The 18,382-nt window shown below is 60.5% G+C and carries 17 protein-coding genes and 1 tRNA gene; 7 read left to right on the top strand and 11 right to left on the bottom strand.

Going from position 1 to position 18,382, the window contains the following annotated elements; all coding sequences use genetic code 11:
* Position 1 precedes the first annotated feature (1 nt).
* From lpxK to AC07N4_RS25640, 4 genes are all read right to left on the bottom strand, one after another.
* A complete protein-coding gene (lpxK, locus tag AC07N4_RS25655) occupies positions 2-1,012 on the bottom strand; it encodes a tetraacyldisaccharide 4'-kinase (protein ID WP_493066346.1) in 1,011 nt (336 codons plus the stop codon).
* Positions 1,012-1,440, bottom strand: a complete 429-nt coding sequence (locus tag AC07N4_RS25650; RefSeq protein WP_007950767.1) for an ExbD/TolR family protein — start codon at positions 1,438-1,440, stop codon at positions 1,012-1,014. Before AC07N4_RS25650 ends, lpxK begins: the two co-directional genes overlap by 1 nt.
* A complete protein-coding gene (locus AC07N4_RS25645) occupies positions 1,437-2,072 on the bottom strand; it encodes a MotA/TolQ/ExbB proton channel family protein (RefSeq protein WP_162803506.1) in 636 nt (211 codons plus the stop codon). Before AC07N4_RS25645 ends, AC07N4_RS25650 begins: the two co-directional genes overlap by 4 nt.
* A 78-nt stretch (positions 2,073-2,150) precedes the next feature.
* Positions 2,151-4,394, bottom strand: coding sequence for a DNA internalization-related competence protein ComEC/Rec2 (locus tag AC07N4_RS25640; protein ID WP_493066345.1), 2,244 nt, complete (start codon positions 4,392-4,394; stop codon positions 2,151-2,153).
* A gap of 154 nt (positions 4,395-4,548) precedes the next feature.
* Here AC07N4_RS25640 and AC07N4_RS25635 point away from each other — a divergent pair, with 154 nt between their 5' ends.
* The gene (locus tag AC07N4_RS25635) at positions 4,549-5,067 is read left to right on the top strand and encodes a DUF2062 domain-containing protein (RefSeq protein ID WP_096820943.1); all 519 of its coding nucleotides are present in this window, start codon (positions 4,549-4,551) and stop codon (positions 5,065-5,067) included.
* Between the two features lie 55 nt (positions 5,068-5,122).
* Here the strand turns inward: AC07N4_RS25635 and AC07N4_RS25630 are convergent, their stop codons facing one another.
* From AC07N4_RS25630 to AC07N4_RS25615, 4 genes are all read right to left on the bottom strand, one after another.
* A complete protein-coding gene (locus AC07N4_RS25630) occupies positions 5,123-5,902 on the bottom strand; it encodes an ABC transporter permease (protein WP_102622526.1) in 780 nt (259 codons plus the stop codon).
* A complete protein-coding gene (locus AC07N4_RS25625; protein WP_085612257.1) occupies positions 5,899-6,831 on the bottom strand; it encodes an ABC transporter ATP-binding protein in 933 nt (310 codons plus the stop codon). Before AC07N4_RS25625 ends, AC07N4_RS25630 begins: the two co-directional genes overlap by 4 nt.
* A gap of 132 nt (positions 6,832-6,963) precedes the next feature.
* A complete protein-coding gene (locus tag AC07N4_RS25620; protein ID WP_493066344.1) occupies positions 6,964-7,587 on the bottom strand; it encodes a glutathione S-transferase family protein in 624 nt (207 codons plus the stop codon).
* A gap of 43 nt (positions 7,588-7,630) precedes the next feature.
* Positions 7,631-8,290 carry a transglutaminase-like domain-containing protein gene (locus tag AC07N4_RS25615; RefSeq protein WP_493066343.1) on the bottom strand — a complete coding sequence of 220 codons (660 nt, stop codon included), beginning with the start codon at positions 8,288-8,290 and terminating at the stop codon, positions 7,631-7,633.
* A 247-nt stretch (positions 8,291-8,537) separates the two neighbouring features.
* On the opposite strand from AC07N4_RS25615, the gene AC07N4_RS25610 reads away from it, so the two are divergent.
* A complete protein-coding gene (locus AC07N4_RS25610; RefSeq protein ID WP_493066342.1) occupies positions 8,538-10,985 on the top strand; it encodes an acyl-CoA dehydrogenase in 2,448 nt (815 codons plus the stop codon).
* Positions 10,986-11,059: 74 nt separating this feature from the next.
* Positions 11,060-11,467 carry a PA2817 family protein gene (locus AC07N4_RS25605; protein WP_007950758.1) on the top strand — a complete coding sequence of 136 codons (408 nt, stop codon included), beginning with the start codon at positions 11,060-11,062 and terminating at the stop codon, positions 11,465-11,467.
* Positions 11,468-11,525: 58 nt separating this feature from the next.
* On the opposite strand, the gene AC07N4_RS25600 is transcribed toward AC07N4_RS25605, so the two are convergent.
* Positions 11,526-12,521 carry a LysR family transcriptional regulator gene (locus tag AC07N4_RS25600; RefSeq protein ID WP_273538907.1) on the bottom strand — a complete coding sequence of 332 codons (996 nt, stop codon included), beginning with the start codon at positions 12,519-12,521 and terminating at the stop codon, positions 11,526-11,528.
* 90 nt (positions 12,522-12,611) lie between these two features.
* Between AC07N4_RS25600 and AC07N4_RS25595 the strand changes: the two genes are divergently transcribed.
* The 4 genes from AC07N4_RS25595 (at position 12,612) to AC07N4_RS25580 (ending at position 16,674) form a co-directional block, all read left to right on the top strand.
* Entirely contained in the window at positions 12,612-13,238 is a 627-nt protein-coding gene (locus AC07N4_RS25595) for an alanyl-tRNA editing protein (RefSeq protein WP_273538909.1), read from the top strand.
* A 90-nt stretch (positions 13,239-13,328) separates the two neighbouring features.
* Positions 13,329-14,099 (top strand): 2OG-Fe(II) oxygenase, encoded by a 771-nt coding sequence (locus tag AC07N4_RS25590; RefSeq protein WP_096820936.1) that lies wholly within the window; start codon positions 13,329-13,331, stop codon positions 14,097-14,099.
* Position 14,100: 1 nt separating this feature from the next.
* Positions 14,101-14,739: a LysE family translocator gene (locus AC07N4_RS25585; RefSeq protein WP_096820935.1), complete on the top strand. Its 639-nt coding sequence runs from the start codon at positions 14,101-14,103 to the stop codon at positions 14,737-14,739.
* A 195-nt stretch (positions 14,740-14,934) separates the two neighbouring features.
* Positions 14,935-16,674 (top strand): dipeptidase, encoded by a 1,740-nt coding sequence (locus AC07N4_RS25580; protein WP_493066341.1) that lies wholly within the window; start codon positions 14,935-14,937, stop codon positions 16,672-16,674.
* Positions 16,675-16,737: 63 nt separating this feature from the next.
* Here AC07N4_RS25580 and AC07N4_RS25575 read toward each other — a convergent pair whose 3' ends face one another.
* On the bottom strand, positions 16,738-18,099 hold the full coding sequence (locus tag AC07N4_RS25575) for an MATE family efflux transporter (protein ID WP_102622549.1): 1,362 nt from the start codon (positions 18,097-18,099) through the stop codon (positions 16,738-16,740).
* A gap of 206 nt (positions 18,100-18,305) precedes the next feature.
* Positions 18,306-18,381, bottom strand: a tRNA-Gly gene (locus AC07N4_RS25570).
* Between the last annotated feature and the right edge of the window lies 1 nt (position 18,382).

The raw sequence follows: 18,382 nt of genomic DNA, 5'->3' as shown, positions 1-18,382 counted from the left end.
TTTAAGGCAAAAGCCGATCCGGCAACAGGCGCATCAGTTGCGTGTCGAACCAGGCCACGAAGGCCGGCGACGGCACGGCATCGACCGCCAGGTACCACCAGTCGGCGGCAGCGAAGGCACGGCACTTCACCGCGTCCTTTTCAGTCATCACCACTGGCAATGACGGCGTGAAACTCAAGGCCTGCACGCTGTATTCGGCGTGGTCGGCAAACGCGTGGGGCACTGGCCGCCAGTCTAGCGCTTCGAGGGTATTGAAGAAACGTTGCGGATTGCCGATCCCGGCGACTGCGTGCAGTGCCTGACCGGGCGAAAAGTGATCGAGGGGCCGGCGTTCGCCGCTGAGTAGATTGACCAGTGCGGTGGGTTGCAGACGGAAAGCGAAACCGTCCTCGCGGTCCGACGCCGCGCCGTTGAACAGCACGCCATCGACGCTTTGCAGGCGCTCGATCGGTTCACGCAACGGGCCGGCGGGCAGGCAGCGTTTGTTGCCCAGCCCTCGGGCAGCGTCAATCAGCACCAGCTCAAGGTCCCGCGCCAGACGATAATGCTGCATGCCGTCATCGGACAGGATCAGGTCCAGCGGCTCGCTGGCCAGCAAGGCTTTGACGGCGGCGCTGCGATTCGGGTCGATCATCAGCGGCACACCGGTGCGCTGCACGATCAGCAATGGCTCGTCACCAGCGATTTCGGCGCCTTGATCGGCTTCGACCCGCCACGGCAACTGCGGCGGCTTGGCGCCGTAACCGCGACTGACCACACCGACCCGCAGCCCGCTGCGCCGGCAGTGTTCGATCAGCCACAGAATCATCGGCGTCTTGCCGGTGCCACCAACCGTGATGTTGCCGACCACGATCACCGGCACCGGCGACTGATAGATCTCGCCTTCACCATCGAGAAAACGCTGACGCTTGCCGGCCACGACGCGGCGGTACAGCCACTCCAGCGGCCGCAACAGCGTCAGGGCCGGATGCCCCTGATACCACGCGGCGAGCAGACGATCGGACATGGCCATCAGGATTTGGGCGCCGCCTCGACCGTGGTCATGCGCAAATGGCTGAAACCGAGCTTGCCGGCCGCGTCCATGGCGGTGATCACGGATTGATGCTGAGTCTTGCCATCGGCACTGATCGACAACGGCATGTTGGTGTCACCGTTGGCTTCTTTCTGCATGGCTTCCATCAGGGTTGCCAGGTCGTTCTTCGGCAGAATCTTGTTGTTCACCGAAAACACGCCTTCAGCGCTGATGGCCACGTCCAGTTGCTTGACCTGCTGATCCTCGGCCGGCGAGCCGCTGACCGCTTCCGGCAGGTCGACACGCAACTGGGTTTCGCGGGTGAAGGTGGTGGTCACGACGAAAAACAGCAACAGAATGAACACCACGTCGATCAGCGACGCGAGGTTGATGTCGATCGTTTCCCGGGGTTTGCGACGGAATTTCACGCTTTGCCCCCGGCCAGATCGACGTCACGGTCGCCCTGCACCACTTCCACCAGTTTGATCGCTTCCTGCTCCATGCCCACCACCAGCTCATCGATGCGGCGTTGCAGGAAACGGTGGAAGAACACCGACGGAATACCGACCATCAGGCCCGCTGCCGTGGTGATCAGCGCCTTGGAGATACCACCGGCCAATACCGAAGCGTTGGTGGTCATGCCAGAACCGGTGAAGGCACTGAAGATGTCGATCATGCCCAGCACCGTACCCAGCAGACCGAGCAGCGGCGACATGGCGGCGATGGTGCCCAGCGCGTTGACGTAGCGCTCCAGCTCGTGGATGACCCGGGCGGCGGCCTCTTCGATGCACTCTTTCATGATCTCGCGACCATGCTTGGAGTTGGCCAGGCCTGCGGCGAGGATTTCACCCAGCGGCGAGTTGGCGCGCAATTCCTTGAGTTTTTCCTTGTTGAGCTGCTTGTCCTTGATCCAGACCCAGACCTGACCCAGCAGATGCTCAGGGGTGACGCGACTGGCGCGCAGCGTCCACAGACGCTCGGCGACGATCGCCATGGCGGCGATGGAACTCAGAATGATCGGCAACATCATCCAGCCGCCGGATTTGACCAATTCCCACACAGTGACAGCCCCCTCGAAAAAGTGCGCCACTTTACCATACCGGTTCGCGATAAAGACCCGTCGCCCCGACGACCGTGCTCAACGGTACGCCGCCCCCGGCAGTGGCGGGTCGCGCCAGAAGCGGCGCTGCTGACGCATCGACCGGGCCGGCTGGAATCTGCCCAGTTGCAGATGAATGGCGCCCTGCTCGGCGCTGTCATGGATGCGCAGATCCAGCTTGCGGTAACGGGCGATGACCGTCGGATGCGGATGCCCGAACGAGTTGCCCTGCCCCCGGGAGATCAGCACGTCCCGGGGCTGCAAAACCTTGAGCAACGCCATCGAGGAAGAACTGCGACTGCCATGGTGCGGGGCTTGCAGCCACCGGGTCGGAACCGCCAGTGCGCTGTTGAGCAAATCCCGTTCGGCAGCGGTGTCGATATCGCCGGTCAGCAGCAACCGCTCGCCGTTGGCTTCGATCTGCAGGACGCAGGAACGCTGGTTGCTGTCATGGGCGTCGGCCCACTGCCATAGATGAAAGGCAACGCCATCCCATTGCCATTGCCGACCGCTGTCACAGGACTCAGCATTCAGCGCTTCGGGCAGGCCCGGCGGATCGCCGCTGATCACCCGGCTGACCGGCAAGCCGTTTGCCACCGCCAACGCGCCACCGGCGTGGTCGGCGTCGGCATGGCTGAGCAGCATCAGGTCGAGCCGCTCCACGCCCAGCTTGTACAAGGCCGGCAGCACCACCCGTTCACCCACATCGAAGTCACCGAAACGCGGGCCGCTGTCGTAGAGCAATGTGTGATGGCGAGTGCGGATCAAAATCGCCAAGCCCTGGCCGACGTCGAGCTGCCACACATCCGCCACGCCTTCGACCAGCCGCTCCCGGGGCGGAAATGCCAGCACCAGCAGCAACGGCCAGCCCAAGGGACGCAACGGAACGCCTCGGGGCAGCAATAACAGCACGGCACCGAGGCAGCCCAGCGCCAGTACCCAACCTGGCATCGATGCCGCAACCCACGCCGGCCAGTGCCCGGCAATCAGGGCCAGAGCCCGGAACAATCCATCGACCAGCCCGCCGGCCAGCCACAACAGCCCTTCGCCGACATAGGGAATCGGCAACAACAAAGTGCCCAGCAATGCCGGCGGCAGCACCGCAAAACTGATCCACGGCACCGCCAGCAGATTGGCCAATGGCCCGCTGAGGCTGATCGGCAAGCCCAGGGTCAGCAACACCGGGCACAGGCCGATAGCGATCAGCCATTGCGCTCGCGTCCAGGTCTGCCACCAGCGCCAGGGTCCCAGTCGACCGCCGAAGGTGAAAATCAGCACCGCCACCGCCGCGAAGGACAACCACAATCCCGGACGCAGACTGGCCAGCGGGTCCATCAACAACACCCCATTGAAGGCCAGCAACAACGGCCACCAGGCACCGAGATGGCGAAATCGCAATCGCCACAGCAACACCAGCGCAACCATCACGCAGGCCCGTCGCACCGGCACATCGAACCCGGCCAGCAGCCCGTAACCCAGCGCCGCCGCGAACGCCAGACCGCACGCCCACGGCAGCCATGGCCAACGCAATGGCCACACACCGAATCGCGCCAGCCCGGCGACCAGCCCATACATCACCGCCGCCAACAGACCGATGTGCTGCCCGGAAATCACCAGCAGGTGCACGGTGCCGGTGTCCTGCAGAATCTGCCAGTCCTCGTGACTGAGTCCCGAGCCATCACCCAGCACCAACGCCGCCAGCGCTGCGCCTCGACCCTGGGTGTCCACTTCCAGCAGACGCCGACGAATGCTGTCCCGCCAGGCCCAATGCGCCGCCGCCAGCCGACTGCCGTCCTTTACCGTGCCGGTGGCGCCGATGCGTTGCGCCAACAGCCACGCCTCGTAATCGAAGGCATCGGGATTGAGCAATCCGCCGGGACGTTTGAGTTTGACCGCCAGCCGCCAGCGCTCACCGCTGTTGACCGATGGCCCGTCGTACCAGGCGAGGCGCATCAGCGACGGCAGTTTCTCGTGTCTCGAACGGGCATCGGCCAGTTCGAAGCGCACCACTCCATCACCATTCTGTGGCAGGCCGACTACCCGCCCTTCGACCCAGCGCGTCTCACCGTCCAGCGTCGATGGCAATCGATCATCCAGCGCCCACTGCGCACCGATGCACGACCAGGCGAAGCCGAACAGCAAAAAGGCCAGCGGATAGCTGCGAAACGGCAGCAGCATCAGCGCCACGACCGGCAGCAAAACCATCCACCCGACCGGCGGCAACGCCGGTAAAAAAACCGGAACCAGCAGACCGACCGCCAGCGCCATCATCCCTGTGCGCATACGCTCGTCCTTGATTGCGACTTTCCAGAAAAGTCTCCCCTCACAAGGCATAGCGGGTGTTGGTCACAGTCGTCGTTATCAATTGTCACAAAGTCTGAATGGGCGGTTCGTAGAATCCAGACATACTTGCCGCCTTAACCGACCGAGAAGCCTTATGCCCCGGCGCTTATTCAAACGTTACATGCCCGATCCGACGAGCATCAGGGAACACAAATCCTTACGCTTTCTCGGCACGTTGCTGCATGACCCGAACCTCTGGCACCTCAATCGTCACTCGGTGGCCCGAGCCATGGCCGTTGGCTTGTTCGCGGCGTTTCTGCCGATTCCTGCGCAGATGCTGGTGGCGGCGGCACTGGCCATCACGGTGCGCGGCAACATGCCGATTGCCGTCAGCCTGGTCTGGCTGACCAACCCGATCACCATGCCAGCCGTGTTCTTCTGCACCTATCAGGCGGGTGCCTGGTTGATGGATGTTCCCGCCCGCACTCTCCCCGACGAATTGACCTGGGAATGGATCAGCGGAGAACTCTCGACCCTGTGGCAACCCTTCCTGCTGGGCTCGGTGGTGGTCGGGCTGGCGCTGGGCGCCCTCGCCTACTGCGTGGTGATGATGTACTGGCGCTGGTGGGTGGCCCGGCAATGGGCGCGGCGCAAGAAAAGTCGCCAATCGTGAATGCAAAACGGCCTCCAATGTGGGAGGCCGTTTTTTTATTGCAACACCGGATGAATCAGGTACGCATGCCGCGTCCGCTTACCAGCAACCGTGCGCAACCGACATACAGCACCACAGTGGCGACCAGCATGAAGGTGATCGCGATACCGATGCGAATGTCCGAAACGCCCAGGATGCCGTAACGGAAGGCATTGACCATGTGCAGCACCGGGTTGGCCAGCGACACGGTCTGCCAGAACGGCGGCAGCAAGGTGATCGAGTAGAACACGCCACCGAGGTAAGTCAGCGGGGTCAGCACGAAGGTCGGGATGATCGAGATGTCATCGAAGTTACGTGCGAACACGGCGTTGATGAAGCCCAGCAGCGAGAAGATCGTCGCCGTCAGCACCACCACCAGGACGGTGACGCCCAGGTGATGCACCTGCAGGCTGGTGAAGAACATCGACAGGATCGTCACGATAACCCCCACCATCAGGCCGCGCAGCACGCCGCCGAGGGTATAGCCGATCAGAATCGTGTGCGGCGACACCGGCGACACCATCAGTTCTTCGATGGAGCGCTGGAACTTGCTGCCGAAGAAACTCGACACCACGTTGCCGTAGGAGTTGGTGATCACCGACATCATGATCAGCCCCGGCACGATGTACTCCATGTAGGTGAATCCACCCATGGCGCCAATCTGCTTGCCGATCAGGTTGCCGAAGATCACGAAGTACAGAACCATGGTGATCGCCGGCGGCAGCAGAGTCTGCGGCCAGATCCGGGTGAAGCGTTTGACCTCGCGGTAAACGATGGTGTTGAGGGCGACGAGATTGGGGCGCAGCTCGGAACTCATACCGCCACCTTCGACAGATTTTTCTCCACCAGGGACACGAACAGCTCCTCGAGGCGATTGGTTTTATTGCGCAGGCTCAGCACTTCGATGTTCTGCAGGGCCAGTTGGCCGAACAGCGCAGTGATGCCCATGGACTTGTCGACCTGGACTTCCAGGGTATGCGCATCCACCAGACGGGCCGGATAGCCGACCAGTTGCGGCGCAACCGCCAGATCGCTCTTCAGATCGAGCAGGAAGGTTTCCACATGCAGTTGCCCGAGCAACTGACGCATGCTGGTGTTCTCGACGATGGTGCCGTGGTCGATGATGCCGATGTTGCGGCACAACTGTTCAGCCTCTTCCAGGTAATGCGTGGTGAGGATGATGGTGATGCCTTTCTGGTTCAGCTCGGTGAGGAAGGTCCACATCGAACGACGCAGCTCGATATCCACCCCGGCTGTCGGTTCGTCGAGGATCAGCAGGCGCGGCTCATGCACCAGTGCGCGGGCGATCATCAAGCGCCGCTTCATGCCGCCGGACAACGAACGCGACGGCACATCGCGCTTGTCCCAAAGGCCAAGCTGGGTCAGGTACTGTTCGGCGCGTTCCTTGGCGATCTTCGCCGGAATGCCGTAGTAACCCGCCTGGGTCACGACGATGTCGAACGTCTTTTCGAACTGGTTGAAGTTGAATTCCTGGGGCACCACGCCAATCGAGCGCTTGAGCGCCGCGGGGTTCTTGTCCAGGTCGTGACCGAAGATATTCACCGTGCCGCTGGTCTTGTTCACCAGGGTCGAGAGAATGCCGATGGTCGTGGATTTGCCTGCGCCGTTAGGGCCGAGCAAGGCAAAGAAGTCACCTTCGGCGACGTCCAGATCGATACCACTCAAGGCCTGGAACCCGTTGCCGTAGGTTTTGGTTAGCTGCCGGATGGACAGAGCGGAACTCATATCGGATTTACGCACCAAGAAGAGAAAAAGGACTGAATGACGGCGGGCGGCGAGGGAGACAACCGCGGCACACAAGCGCAATGGTGCTTGCCGCCGCCGCACAAGTACAGTCAAGTGTGTCGATAGTAGGTATTAAGTCAACGCGGTCATGACGGTTTTTTGATACGCCGGGCGCTGCTTCAGTCGCGCATACCAGGCCTCCAGATGAGGCATCGGCGCACGCTCGATCGGCATCTCGAACCAGGCATAAATGAAACTGCCGAGCGGAATATCGCCCATGCCGATTTCACCGCCGGACAGATAAGGCTGGTTTTTCAGGGCCTGATCGGCCATCGCCAGCAACCCTTCGCATTCCTTGATCGCAGCATGAATCGCCGGCCAGTCCTGCTTGTCCGCCGGGGTGCGCAGAACGCCCCAGAACACCGTACGGAAAGGGCCTGCGAAACTGGACGTGGTCCAGTCCATCCACTTGTCGGCGACAGCACGGGTTTGCAGATCTGCCGGAAACCACGAGGTATTGGCCGCATGCCTGGCCAACAGGTAGCGAACGATGGCGTTGGATTCCCACAACACGAAACCGTCGTCTTCGATCACCGGCACTCGACCGTTCGGGTTCATCGCCCGGTACTCAGGCGTGTCGACCACACCGAACGCGCCACCGGCATCGATCGCCTCGTAGGCCAGCCCGAGTTCTTCGGCAGCCCACAACGGTTTTCTGACATTCGACGAATTCTTGCGACCCCAGATCTTCAGCATGACCGCCTCTTTTCCATTGAGTGGGCGAGCAGCATACGCCGGATCAGCGGCTGCCGACATTACCGTGCATGTCACTGGACAGTGGCGTCTGCTGATCGTTGAACAGGTGCGGATAGCATTTCTGCAGATGTTCGAAGAAAAAAGATTCCGGTACATCGGCGAACTGGCCGTGATCGACCAGGTACTCCATCAGCAGCGCGCCATCGCTGTTGTACGGGTGAAAAACACTGTCGTTTATGCCGTCGAATTCCAGCGGTGCAACGTTGAACATTTCGCAGAGCTTCTGGTTGAACGCGGGTGTGGCTTTCACCCAGCGATCATTGAGAAACAGCTCGGTATAACCATGCATGGCGAACACTTCGCTTCTCAGCAGTTCAAGCAGACGCGGCGTCGACAGATGATTTTTCACATCCGCCAGACCGATGCGTGCGGGGATCCCGCAATGGCGCGCGCAACCGGCGAGCAACGTGGCCTTGGGCACGCAATAACTTTCACCCGCCGCCAGCGCGTAGCTGCCGCGCAAGGTCTGCGGGTCGCGACTGAAGGTGTACATGTTGTAACGCACCGCCTCGCGCACGGCGTAATAAAGACTGATCGCCTGCGCGCGCGGGTCGCGGCTGGCACCACGGTGCTGTTCTGCGAACTCCACCAGCGAGGGGTGGTCACTATCGATGAAGCGGCCGGGGCTCAGATACTCGCGCATGACGACATTCTCCTGGATGAACCCGGAGTCTAGCGAGAGGATCAGCACAGAGATAACGACGTTTCGGCCAAACATGGACGCAAAGCCGCGGAGTCTGCGAACGATTTCCCACGGGTGTTGCCCACCGAACCTACAAAAGACATCCAGGGATTCCCACGATTCAGATCAGCTTGCTCTGACCGCCCCGTTTTGCAGATGCCGTCTAAGCTCTGGAGGGTCGTTCGCCCTGGTTCACGGAGGATTGAATATGCTGTTGTTGTGGATACTGGTTCTGATCGTCGGCGTGGCGTATCTGGCCCACCGGCGCATCGCCCCGTTGCCTGCACTGGGTATCGTCGCGGCTTACCTGCTGGCGATGGGGATTTTCAGCCACGCGCCAGGCTGGTTGCTGCTGATCTTCTGGGTCGTACTGGCCATCGTTGCGGCTCCGCTGCTGTTGCCGGATCTGCGCCGCAAACACTTCAGCGCGCCGCTGTTCAACTGGTTCCAGAAAACCCTGCCGCCCATGTCACAGACCGAGCGCGATGCGATCGATGCCGGCACGGTGTGGTGGGACGGTGAACTGTTCAGCGGTCGTCCGGACTGGGAAAAACTGCTGTCCTATCCCAAAGCGCAACTGAGCGACGAGGAACAGGCATTCATCGACGGCCCGACCGAAGAACTCTGCGCGATGGTCACCGACTGGCAGATCGGCCAGTCGATGGACCTTCCACCCGAAGCCTGGACCCACATCAAGGAACACGGCTTCTTCGCCCTGATCATTCCCAAGGAATTCGGCGGTAAAGGCTTCTCTGCCTACGCCCACTCTCAAGTGGCGATGAAACTGGCAACCCGCAGCGGCGACCTCGCCTCCACCGTGATGGTGCCCAACTCCCTCGGCCCGGCCGAACTGCTGCTGCATTACGGCACCGACGAACAGCGCAATCATTACCTGCCACGACTGGCCCGGGGCGACGACATTCCGTGTTTCGCGCTGACCGGCCCGCTCGCCGGTTCCGATGCCGGAGCGATGCCCGACACCGGGATCATCTGCAAAAGCCAGTGGGAAGGACAGGAAACCCTCGGCCTGCGCCTGAACTGGGAAAAACGCTACATCACCCTCGGCCCGGTCGCGACCTTGCTCGGCCTGGCCTTCAAGGCCTACGACCCGGATCACCTGCTCGGCGATAAAGAAGACCTGGGCATCAGCCTCGCGCTGATTCCGACCGATACCGCCGGCGTTGAGATTGGCCGTCGCCACTTGCCATTGGGCGCCGCATTCATGAACGGCCCCAACTCCGGCAAGGACGTGTTCATCCCGCTGGACTTCCTGATCGGCGGCCAGGACATGCTTGGCAAGGGCTGGATGATGCTGATGAACTGCCTGTCGGTCGGGCGTTCGATTTCCTTGCCGGCAGTGGGCACTGGCGCGGCCAAGTTCACCAGTCTGGTGACCGGGCAATACGCGCAGATCCGTGAACAGTTCAACGTCCCGCTGTCGGCATTCGAAGGTATCCAGGAAGCGATGGCGCGCATTGGCGGCAACGCCTGGATGATGGACGCTGCGCGGATGCTGACCGCCAATGCGGTGGATCTGGGCGAGAAGCCCTCGGTGCTGTCGGCGATTCTCAAGTATCACCTCACCGAACGTGGTCGCGAGTGCATCAGCCACGCCATGGACGTGCATGGCGGCAAGGCGATCATCATGGGCCCGAACAACTACCTGGGTCGCAGCTGGAACGGCGCGCCGATCTTCATCACCGTGGAGGGTGCCAACATTCTTTCGCGCAACCTGATGATCTTTGGTCAGGGCGCAATCCGCTGTCATCCGTTCGTGCTCAAGGAAATGGCCCTCGCCGGTCGCGAGGACAAGGATCAGGCCCTCAAGGAGTTCGATGGCCTGCTGCTCAAGCACATCGGTTTTGCCGTGAGCAACGCTGCCAGCACGCTGGTATTGAATCTTGGTTTCGGCCATTTCGAACATGCACCGGGAGACAAGCTCAGCCAGGGTTATTTCCGCGCGCTCAACCGTCAGGCTGCCGCGTTTGCGATGCTCGCCGACCTGAGCATGATGCTGCTGGGCGGCGAACTGAAACGCCGCGAGCGGTTGTCGGCCCGTCTGGGTGATGTGCTGAGCAACCTGTATCTCGCCTCGGCGGCGCTCAAGCGTTATCACGATCTCGATTCCCCGGCGTACATGGAACCGTTGTTCAGATGGGCCATGGAGGAAAGCCTCGGCCAGTCGGAAAAAGCGCTGGATGAACTGCTGACCAACTTCCCGAACCGGGTCTTCGGCTGCCTGTTGCGAGTGATCGTGTTCCCGTTTGGTCGTCGCCACAAAGGCCCGTCGGACAAGCTCGGGGCCGAAGTGGCCGGCGTCATCGGTCGGGCCAAGGGCGATCCGGCACTGGAAGAACTGCTTGCCGGCTGCTATCGCCCACAATCGGCGGACGATGCGGTCGGCGCGCTGCAACATGCCTGCGATCAGTTGAACGCTGCGCAACCGCTGCACAAGAAACTGCACACCTCGCTCAAAAGCGGTCAGGTCAAACCGGTCGCAGGGGAACACGCCATCGATGCAGCACTGGAGGCTGGAGTGCTACAGGCAGTGGAAGCCCAGACCCTGCGTGATGCCGAAGCGGCGCGGCGCAAGGTGATCGATGTCGATGATTTCGACAAGGAGGAGCTGAAGCCGGCGGAAGGGAAAGTCCGCTGATCCCTTCAATCAGTGAAAAACGGGCGCAGGCGCTTTATACTCCCGCGCCCGTTTTGCTCTTGAGGACTTATCTCGTGTCCAACGTCGTTGCCGATCATCTGGTTTTGCTCGACCACCTGCGCAGTATCCTGGTCGCCGTAGGTGAGGCCGATCAGGTTCCCGAAGAAAGCCATGCCCTGTTCCTGGAGCGTTTCGACGAACTGCTGGCGTCACTGCCGATCGAGCCGATCGAAAGCCAATACCTGGGCCAGGACATCCTGACTCAAGTGATTACCCGCTATCCGCAAATTGCCCACCTGATCCCGCGGGATCTGCTGTGGTTCTTCGCTGGCGACTGCCTGCACTACCTGTCCGATGAAGAAATCGACATGTATCAGGCACTGGAAGAGCGCCGTTACGAAGCTGAACAGAACGACGAACCGTTCGACTGGAATCAGGAAAAACAACTGCTGGCGATGTCCGCCCAGGACAGCAAGCATTGATTTTCGCCCGGTAAAGAAAAGGCCCGCATGGTGATCCACGCGGGCCTTTTTCATGGGATTAAAGCAGCCCTTCACTCTCGGGCAATTCGTACTCGGCCAAGGCTTTTGAACCGCCGGTTTTTCCGGGTTTGCTCAATGTCGGTTCTTTCTCCAGGCATTCCACCAGATAGTCGATGAACACCCGCAATTTCGGTGGCAGATAGCGCGTCGGCGAGTGCAACAACCATAGTCCACCGTGGTAGGACGCCAGGAATGTCCAGTCCGGCAGGACCTGCACAATCAAACCTTGTTCCAGGGCATAACGAGCGGTGAAATACGGCAGGCTGCCAATACCGATGTGCTGCAACACCGCGCCCAGACGCACGCCCGTGTGATTGGCGGCATACCGCCCTCGAACGCCGACCGTCACCGCTTTGCTGCCTTTCTTGAATTTCCAGCGCGCATCGCTCGGGGTTTCGCCCAGGTAGATGCAGCTGTGATTGAGCAAGTCATGGGGATGCGTCGGCGTGCCATGTTCGGCCAGATACTGCGGCGTCGCGCAGAGCAAATGGTCGATAGTCAACAACTGCCGCCCAACCAACCCCGCCGGCGGGCGCTCCGTGATGCGAATCGCCAGGTCGACATGATCGTCGATCAAATCTACCTGCCGATCTTCCAGCAGCAACTCCACATCAACCTTCGGATAGCGGCGCAGAAACTCCGGCATATGCGGATGAATTACGAAGCGCCCGACCGCTTTCGGCACGCTGACCCGCACCAGTCCCTCGGCTTCGTGGGTGAACTGGCCGCTGATCTCCATCACTGACCGGGCCGCGCTGACCATCTCCTGACAGCGCTTGAATACCTCTTCCCCGCCATCGCTCAAGCGCAATTTGCGCGTGGTGCGTTGCAGCAGCCGCGTGGCCAAAGCCTTCTCCAGCCGGGAAATACTGCGGCTGACCGCCGAGGGCGACGAACCCAGTTGGCGCGCGGCTTCGGAGAAGCTGCCGGTCTCCACGACCTTGACGAAAATCGCCATTTCACCGAGCAGCGGCAGAGGGAGATTTATGCTCACAGCGCAACAGTCCTTTGATGTTTGAACGGATTATCACGTTATTGCACGATTCATATAATTAAAAAAGAAACTTTAATAAGGGCATGGAATATGACGCTTCGCCTCTTTTTCCATAGTGATGACCTCAAGGCCAATGTGGAAGTCCTCGACTGCACGCCCCACGAGAACGAGTTCGCCGTGGTGCTGCGCGCCACTCTGTTTCACCCGCAAGGTGGCGGACAGCCTTGCGATACCGGCTGGATCGGCGACAGTCAGGTCCTGCGCGTCGTGCAGGAGCCGGATCGAATCGTCCATTTCGTCGATCAGCCCGTCCCGCTCGGCATGACCCAGATTCGTGTCGATGAAGACCGCCGTCGCTTCAACACCCGCATGCACTCTGCCGGGCATTTGATCGGCCACTTTGTCCAGGCCATGGGCTGGATGCCGATCAAGGCACACCACTGGCCGGACGAAGGCCGGGTGCAATTCAAGCCCGGGGATTCGGCTCAGGAAGTCGATGCGCAAACCGTTCAATACGGCATCGGGCAATGGATCGAACACGATCTGCCCCGCCTGACGTCCCTGCGCGAAGGTGCGCGGGAAATCGGCTTCGGTGAACTGCCGGCCTACGGCTGTGGCGGCACCCATGTACGCAGCCTGAAGGATCTGGGCACAGTCACGATCGCGTCCCTTTCGCAGAAGAAGGGCACGTTGTCCGTCCACTACAACGTGGATTGAGGATTTCGGGCGCTGCCAGGCGCAGCGTCCGTCGCCGGGGGAACCGCGTTCGCTGGTTCCGTTGACTACTCGTTAGATGGACCTGAAACCATGATGCTTGACGTCGAGCGTCTCGATGAGACGTGCATAAAAAAACTGGCCAACGAAGAAGTCCTCGCCATCCGCGTCAAAGGCTTTTTGCCTGAAGACCAGGCGATCCGGATTGGCGACAAGATCCTCGCCCCCGGCTTCGAGGGTTACATCAACGCCCCCAGCATCGGCCGCATCGGCATGGCGTTCTACGAGGCGGAAAACCAGCCGTTGCTGATCGAGGATTACTTCGAACGCGCCACCAGCAACATTGCCGAACTGCGTAACCGCTGCGCGCCCTACTCCTCGCCGATCGACACCCTGCGCTGCATGCTCGACGAATCCTGGCCGGCAGGCGCCCATCTGGAGAACCTGTACGGACGCAAGATGTATGTCGGTCTGTCACGGGTGGTCAAACCCGGCGTCTGCTTCCTGGCCCACCACGACATCTTCGCCAAGGACGCGCCGGAGAGCTTCCAGGCTCACAGCCTGGAGGCGCAATTCGCCTGCAACGTCTACCTGAACATGCCGACCGAGGGCGGCGCGTTGCAGATGTGGGAAGACGACATTTCACCGGACCGGTTCGACGAAATGCGCGGCGACAGCTACGGCATCGACCCGGCGCTGCTCGGCCCGCCAGCCCTCGAAGTACGCCCGGAACCGGGGGATTTCATCATGTTCAATTCGCGTCGCATGCACTCGGTGACGCCGGGCGTGGCAGATCCGCGCTTGAGCCTTTCGTTTTTTGTCGGCTATCGCGGCAATGCTTCACCCCTGACTTTCTGGAGCTGAAATGACATCGAATTACCTGGGCGAGTTTCTGGCGCTGGCCACCATCCACTTTCTCGCCGTAGTCGCTCCCGGCCCGGACTTCGCCGTGACCATTCGCCAGAGTGTGCGATTCGGTCGACTGGTCGGCATCTGCACGGCACTGGGCATCGGCGCGGGGATTTCCGTACACGTGCTGTACACCCTGCTGGGCGTCGGCGCCTTGATGCACACCACGCCCTGGCTGCTGACGGTGGCCAAGGTCGTGGGCGGCGCTTACATCTTTTACCTCGGTATCAGCCTGATCCGCAGCAAACCCAAGACAACACTGGAAGGCGAAAAGACCAGCGACGAACCGCTGGTCGAGCAATCGTTGTTCAAGGCGTTTTCCACCGGTTTCCTGACCAACGCCACCAATCCCAAGGCCACGCTGTTTTTCCTGGCGATCTTCACCACGATCATCAGCGCCAGCACGCCGCTGGAAATCCAGGCCCTGTACGGACTGTGGATGTGCGGCGTGAATGCGTTGTGGTTTGTGATCGTTGCGCTGTTCTTTTCAAGCAGCAAAGTGCGCGTGCTGTTCATGCGCATGGGGCACTGGTTCGAGCGCAGCATGGGGGTGATTCTGATCCTGTTTGCCGGGCGACTGGTGTTGTCGATGTAAGCACGCTGATCGGAGAAGCCCGGCCCAGACAGATTGGACGGGCTTTTTCGATTCTGCGCCGCTTTTGCATTTCTGTGCGACGCGTCCCACTTCGGGGGCTCCCCTATCGCTTGCTTGTGGTGTTAGTTTGCGAAACCGTCTGACGCATCGATCAGACACTTCCTACTCACTGCCTGCAAAGGAATGCCCTTAGCAATGGACTTTTCACTCAAGCAACTGGCCGCGTCGACCCTGATTCTGGCCAGCCTTTCGTCCGTGACACTGCCCGCACACGCCAACATCACACCGCAGCAAAGCGCGACCATCCTCAAGACATTCAGCGATGCAAAGGTCAGTGACTTCCGCCAGTTCCTCGGCGAGCTGGCCAAGAGCGACCTGAGCAAGACCGACGACCTGCGCCCCTCCATCAGCGCGTTTCTCGACAACAAGACGCTGACCGCTGAGCAGCAAAACGAAATCTATCGCCTGCTCGGCCTCTACACTCGGGCGAAATACGGCAAGGCCGCTCTCGAAACCCTGCGCGAACTGGTGGAGATCCCGACCGATCGCAAGGAAGGTGTTGCCCAGCACGAGAACCCTGAATTCATCAAGATTGCCGCCAAGATCAAGAGCCTGGCCGAATCCTTTGGCCTGAACTACCGAAACGTCGACAACCGCGTCTACGAGATCTCCCTCGACGGCAGCGGCAAGGAAGTCGTGGGCATTCATGCTCACGCCGACGTGGTCCCAGTGACTCCGGAAAACTGGGTGCTGAAGGACGGCACCAAACTCGATCCGTTCAAAATCACACTGATCGGCGACCGCATGTACGGCCGCGGCACCGAAGACGACAAGAACGGGATCGTGGTGACGCTGTATGCCATGAAGGTCATCAAGGAAGAAAAGCTGCCGCTGGCCCGCAACTTCAAACTGCTGGTGGACACCACCGAAGAAACCACCGGCGACGCGATTCCTTACTACTTCGAGCGCAACCCGACGCCCGAGTACAACCTGGCGCTGGATGGCGGCTACCCGGTGGTGATTGCCGAGAAAGGCTACGGCACGGTCATGGCCAAATTTGCCAAGCGCAAGGCCGAGGGCAAAGGTGCGGAAATCATCTCGATGACCGGAGGTATGGCGACCAACCAGATTCCATCGGTTTCGCTCGTCACCCTGCTGACAGACAAACCGGCCGAACTGGCCGCCAGCCTGCAAAAGGCCGGTAACGAATACGCCAAACAACATGGCGGCGATTTCGAAGTGAATGCCAAGGTCGATGGCAACGACGTGAAACTCAGCGTTACCGGCGTTTCCGCGCACTCCTCCGAGCCGGAATCCGGCGTCAACCCGGTCGCCCGCATGCTGGACTTCATCCACAGTGTGGATGGCAAAATTGCGCTCAAACACAACCACATCACCGATGCCGCCCGCTACGCCGCCGACAACTGGGGCCTGGACTACAAGGGTGGCAAGTTGGGTGTCGGTTTCGCCGATGACTTCATGGGCCCACTGACCACCTCGCTGACCTATGTCGGGATGGACGACAAAACCTTCAAACTCGCGGTTAACCTGCGTGTGCCGAAGGGTAAGTCGCCGGAAGTGCTCAAAACCGAAATCGCCGACAAACTGGCGGCCTGGAGCAAGAAAACCCACGTTGCGGTCAACTTCGATTACTCGATTGCCGAGCCGATGTACCGCAATCCCGAGGGCGAGTGGGTCAAGGCGCTATTGGCCGTTTCCACCGAAAACCTGGACATGAAACACGAGTTCGGCACCTCTGCCGGCGCCACCTCGGTGCATGAACTGCCTAACGGCGTGCAATTTGGCCTGGCTCGACCTGAGGTCAAGTACACCGGTCACACCGACGGCGAGTTCAAGACGGTTGACCAGTTCCTGCTGGACCTGCAGATCGTTACCGAAATGATGGGACGGATCGGGCAACTGCCGAAGCTGTGATCAGCTGTTCACTGCCTCGATAAATTAAAGGCCCGTCGGTTTTCACCGACGGGCCTTTTCATTTCAGTCAACGACTGACCTCTCCACCCTGCTGCATCGAATAAAACGCCACCCCATCAAAACCATCGCCAGCGTCAACGCGGTGATCAGCCCCATCCAGATACCTTGCGGCCCCAAGCCCAATCCAAATGCCATCAGACAACCCAGCGGCAAACCGACACCCCAGTAACAGAAAATCGCCAGCCACATGGGGACACGGGTGTCTTGCAGGCCTCGCAATGCGCCGGCGCACAACATCTGCAATCCATCGGGAAACTGCAAAGCGGCGGCATACAGCAGAAGCGTCGACGCGAGTGCGGTGACAGCAACATCCGCGCTATACCAGCCTGCGATCGCTTCATTGCCCAGCAGCATGACCAACACCGACGCGCTTTGCGTGATCAGGACGATGACACAGCCCGCCCATGCAGCCTGCCGGACACCCTTGAGGTCCCCGCGCCCCAGCGCATGGCCGACCCGAACGGTGGTGGCCTCCGCCACGGCCACCGGGACCATGAAACACAACTGCGCCAGATTCACCGCGATCTGATGCGCCGCCAGGAAAGTCGAACCGAGCCGGCCGATCAACAACGAGGTGACAATGAAAAGACTGCCCTGGGTCAGGATTGCGATGCCGATCGGCAGCCCGACCTTCAACAAATCAACGATGCCGGCAAGACGCGGCGGATCAAAACGGGCAAACAGTTGCAAATGCGCCAGACGCTTGCCACGCCAGAGGTACACAGCGAACAGCAGCGCCTGCAACCACATCATCACGGCCGAAGCGATGCCCAGTCCCTCAGCCCCCCTTTCTGCGAAACCCAACTTGCCATTGGTCAGCACATAGCCCAACGGTGCCAGCAACAGGAGACCGCCGAAACCGAAGACCATGGTCGGACGCATCCAGTGCATCCCTTCGCACAGATAGCGCATGCAGAAAAACAGGGTCAGCGCCGGACTTCCCCAACGCACAGCCTGCAGAAAGGCCTGTGCACCGGGAATGATGTCCGGTGCAATCCCGGCGGGCGCGAGCAGAAGAGGCGCAAGACTGAGAAAGCCGAACATCAGCCCTCCCATGAACAGTGCCAACCACATGGCCTGGCGAAAGATCGGGCCGATCTCGCCTGTTCGCTCCGCGCCGTGTAAACGGGCAACTGAAGCGGTCAGCGCAATCAATGTCCCGATCGGCACCAGCATCGGCAGCCATAACAGCGCAGTGCCGAGCGTGACGGCTGCAAGAGTCTCGGTGCCATGATTGCCCGCGATGAGGTTGTCCACGAAAGCGATCAGCCCGGCGCACAGGTGCCCGATGACCAACGGGAGCGACAGCAGTGCGGTTGCACGTATCTCGTGCAGGGCACCAGGAGATGTGATGGTTCGTGACATGAAGGTGAGATCCTCGAAATCAACCAAGACGATCCGGCCGCAAGGCCGACAGGTTGGTCGTTATCTCAGAATCAGTCGTGGGCTGGCTGTCAGACGCTTCTGTGAATCACGGATTCGCTGTAGGAATCTTGTAACAGAGAACGCCAAACACAAAAAACGCGCATACAAAAACGCCGCTCATCACTGAGCGGCGTTTTTGTTGAATATGGAGCGGGAAACGAGACTCGAACTCGCGACCCCGACCTTGGCAAGGTCGTGCTCTACCAACTGAGCTATTCCCGCA

The sequence above is a fragment of the Pseudomonas sp. GW821-FHT09E04 genome (assembly GCF_059416185.1).
The sequence above is the reverse complement of the archived record's forward strand: the minus strand, read 5'-3'. Positions and strand labels throughout refer to the sequence as shown.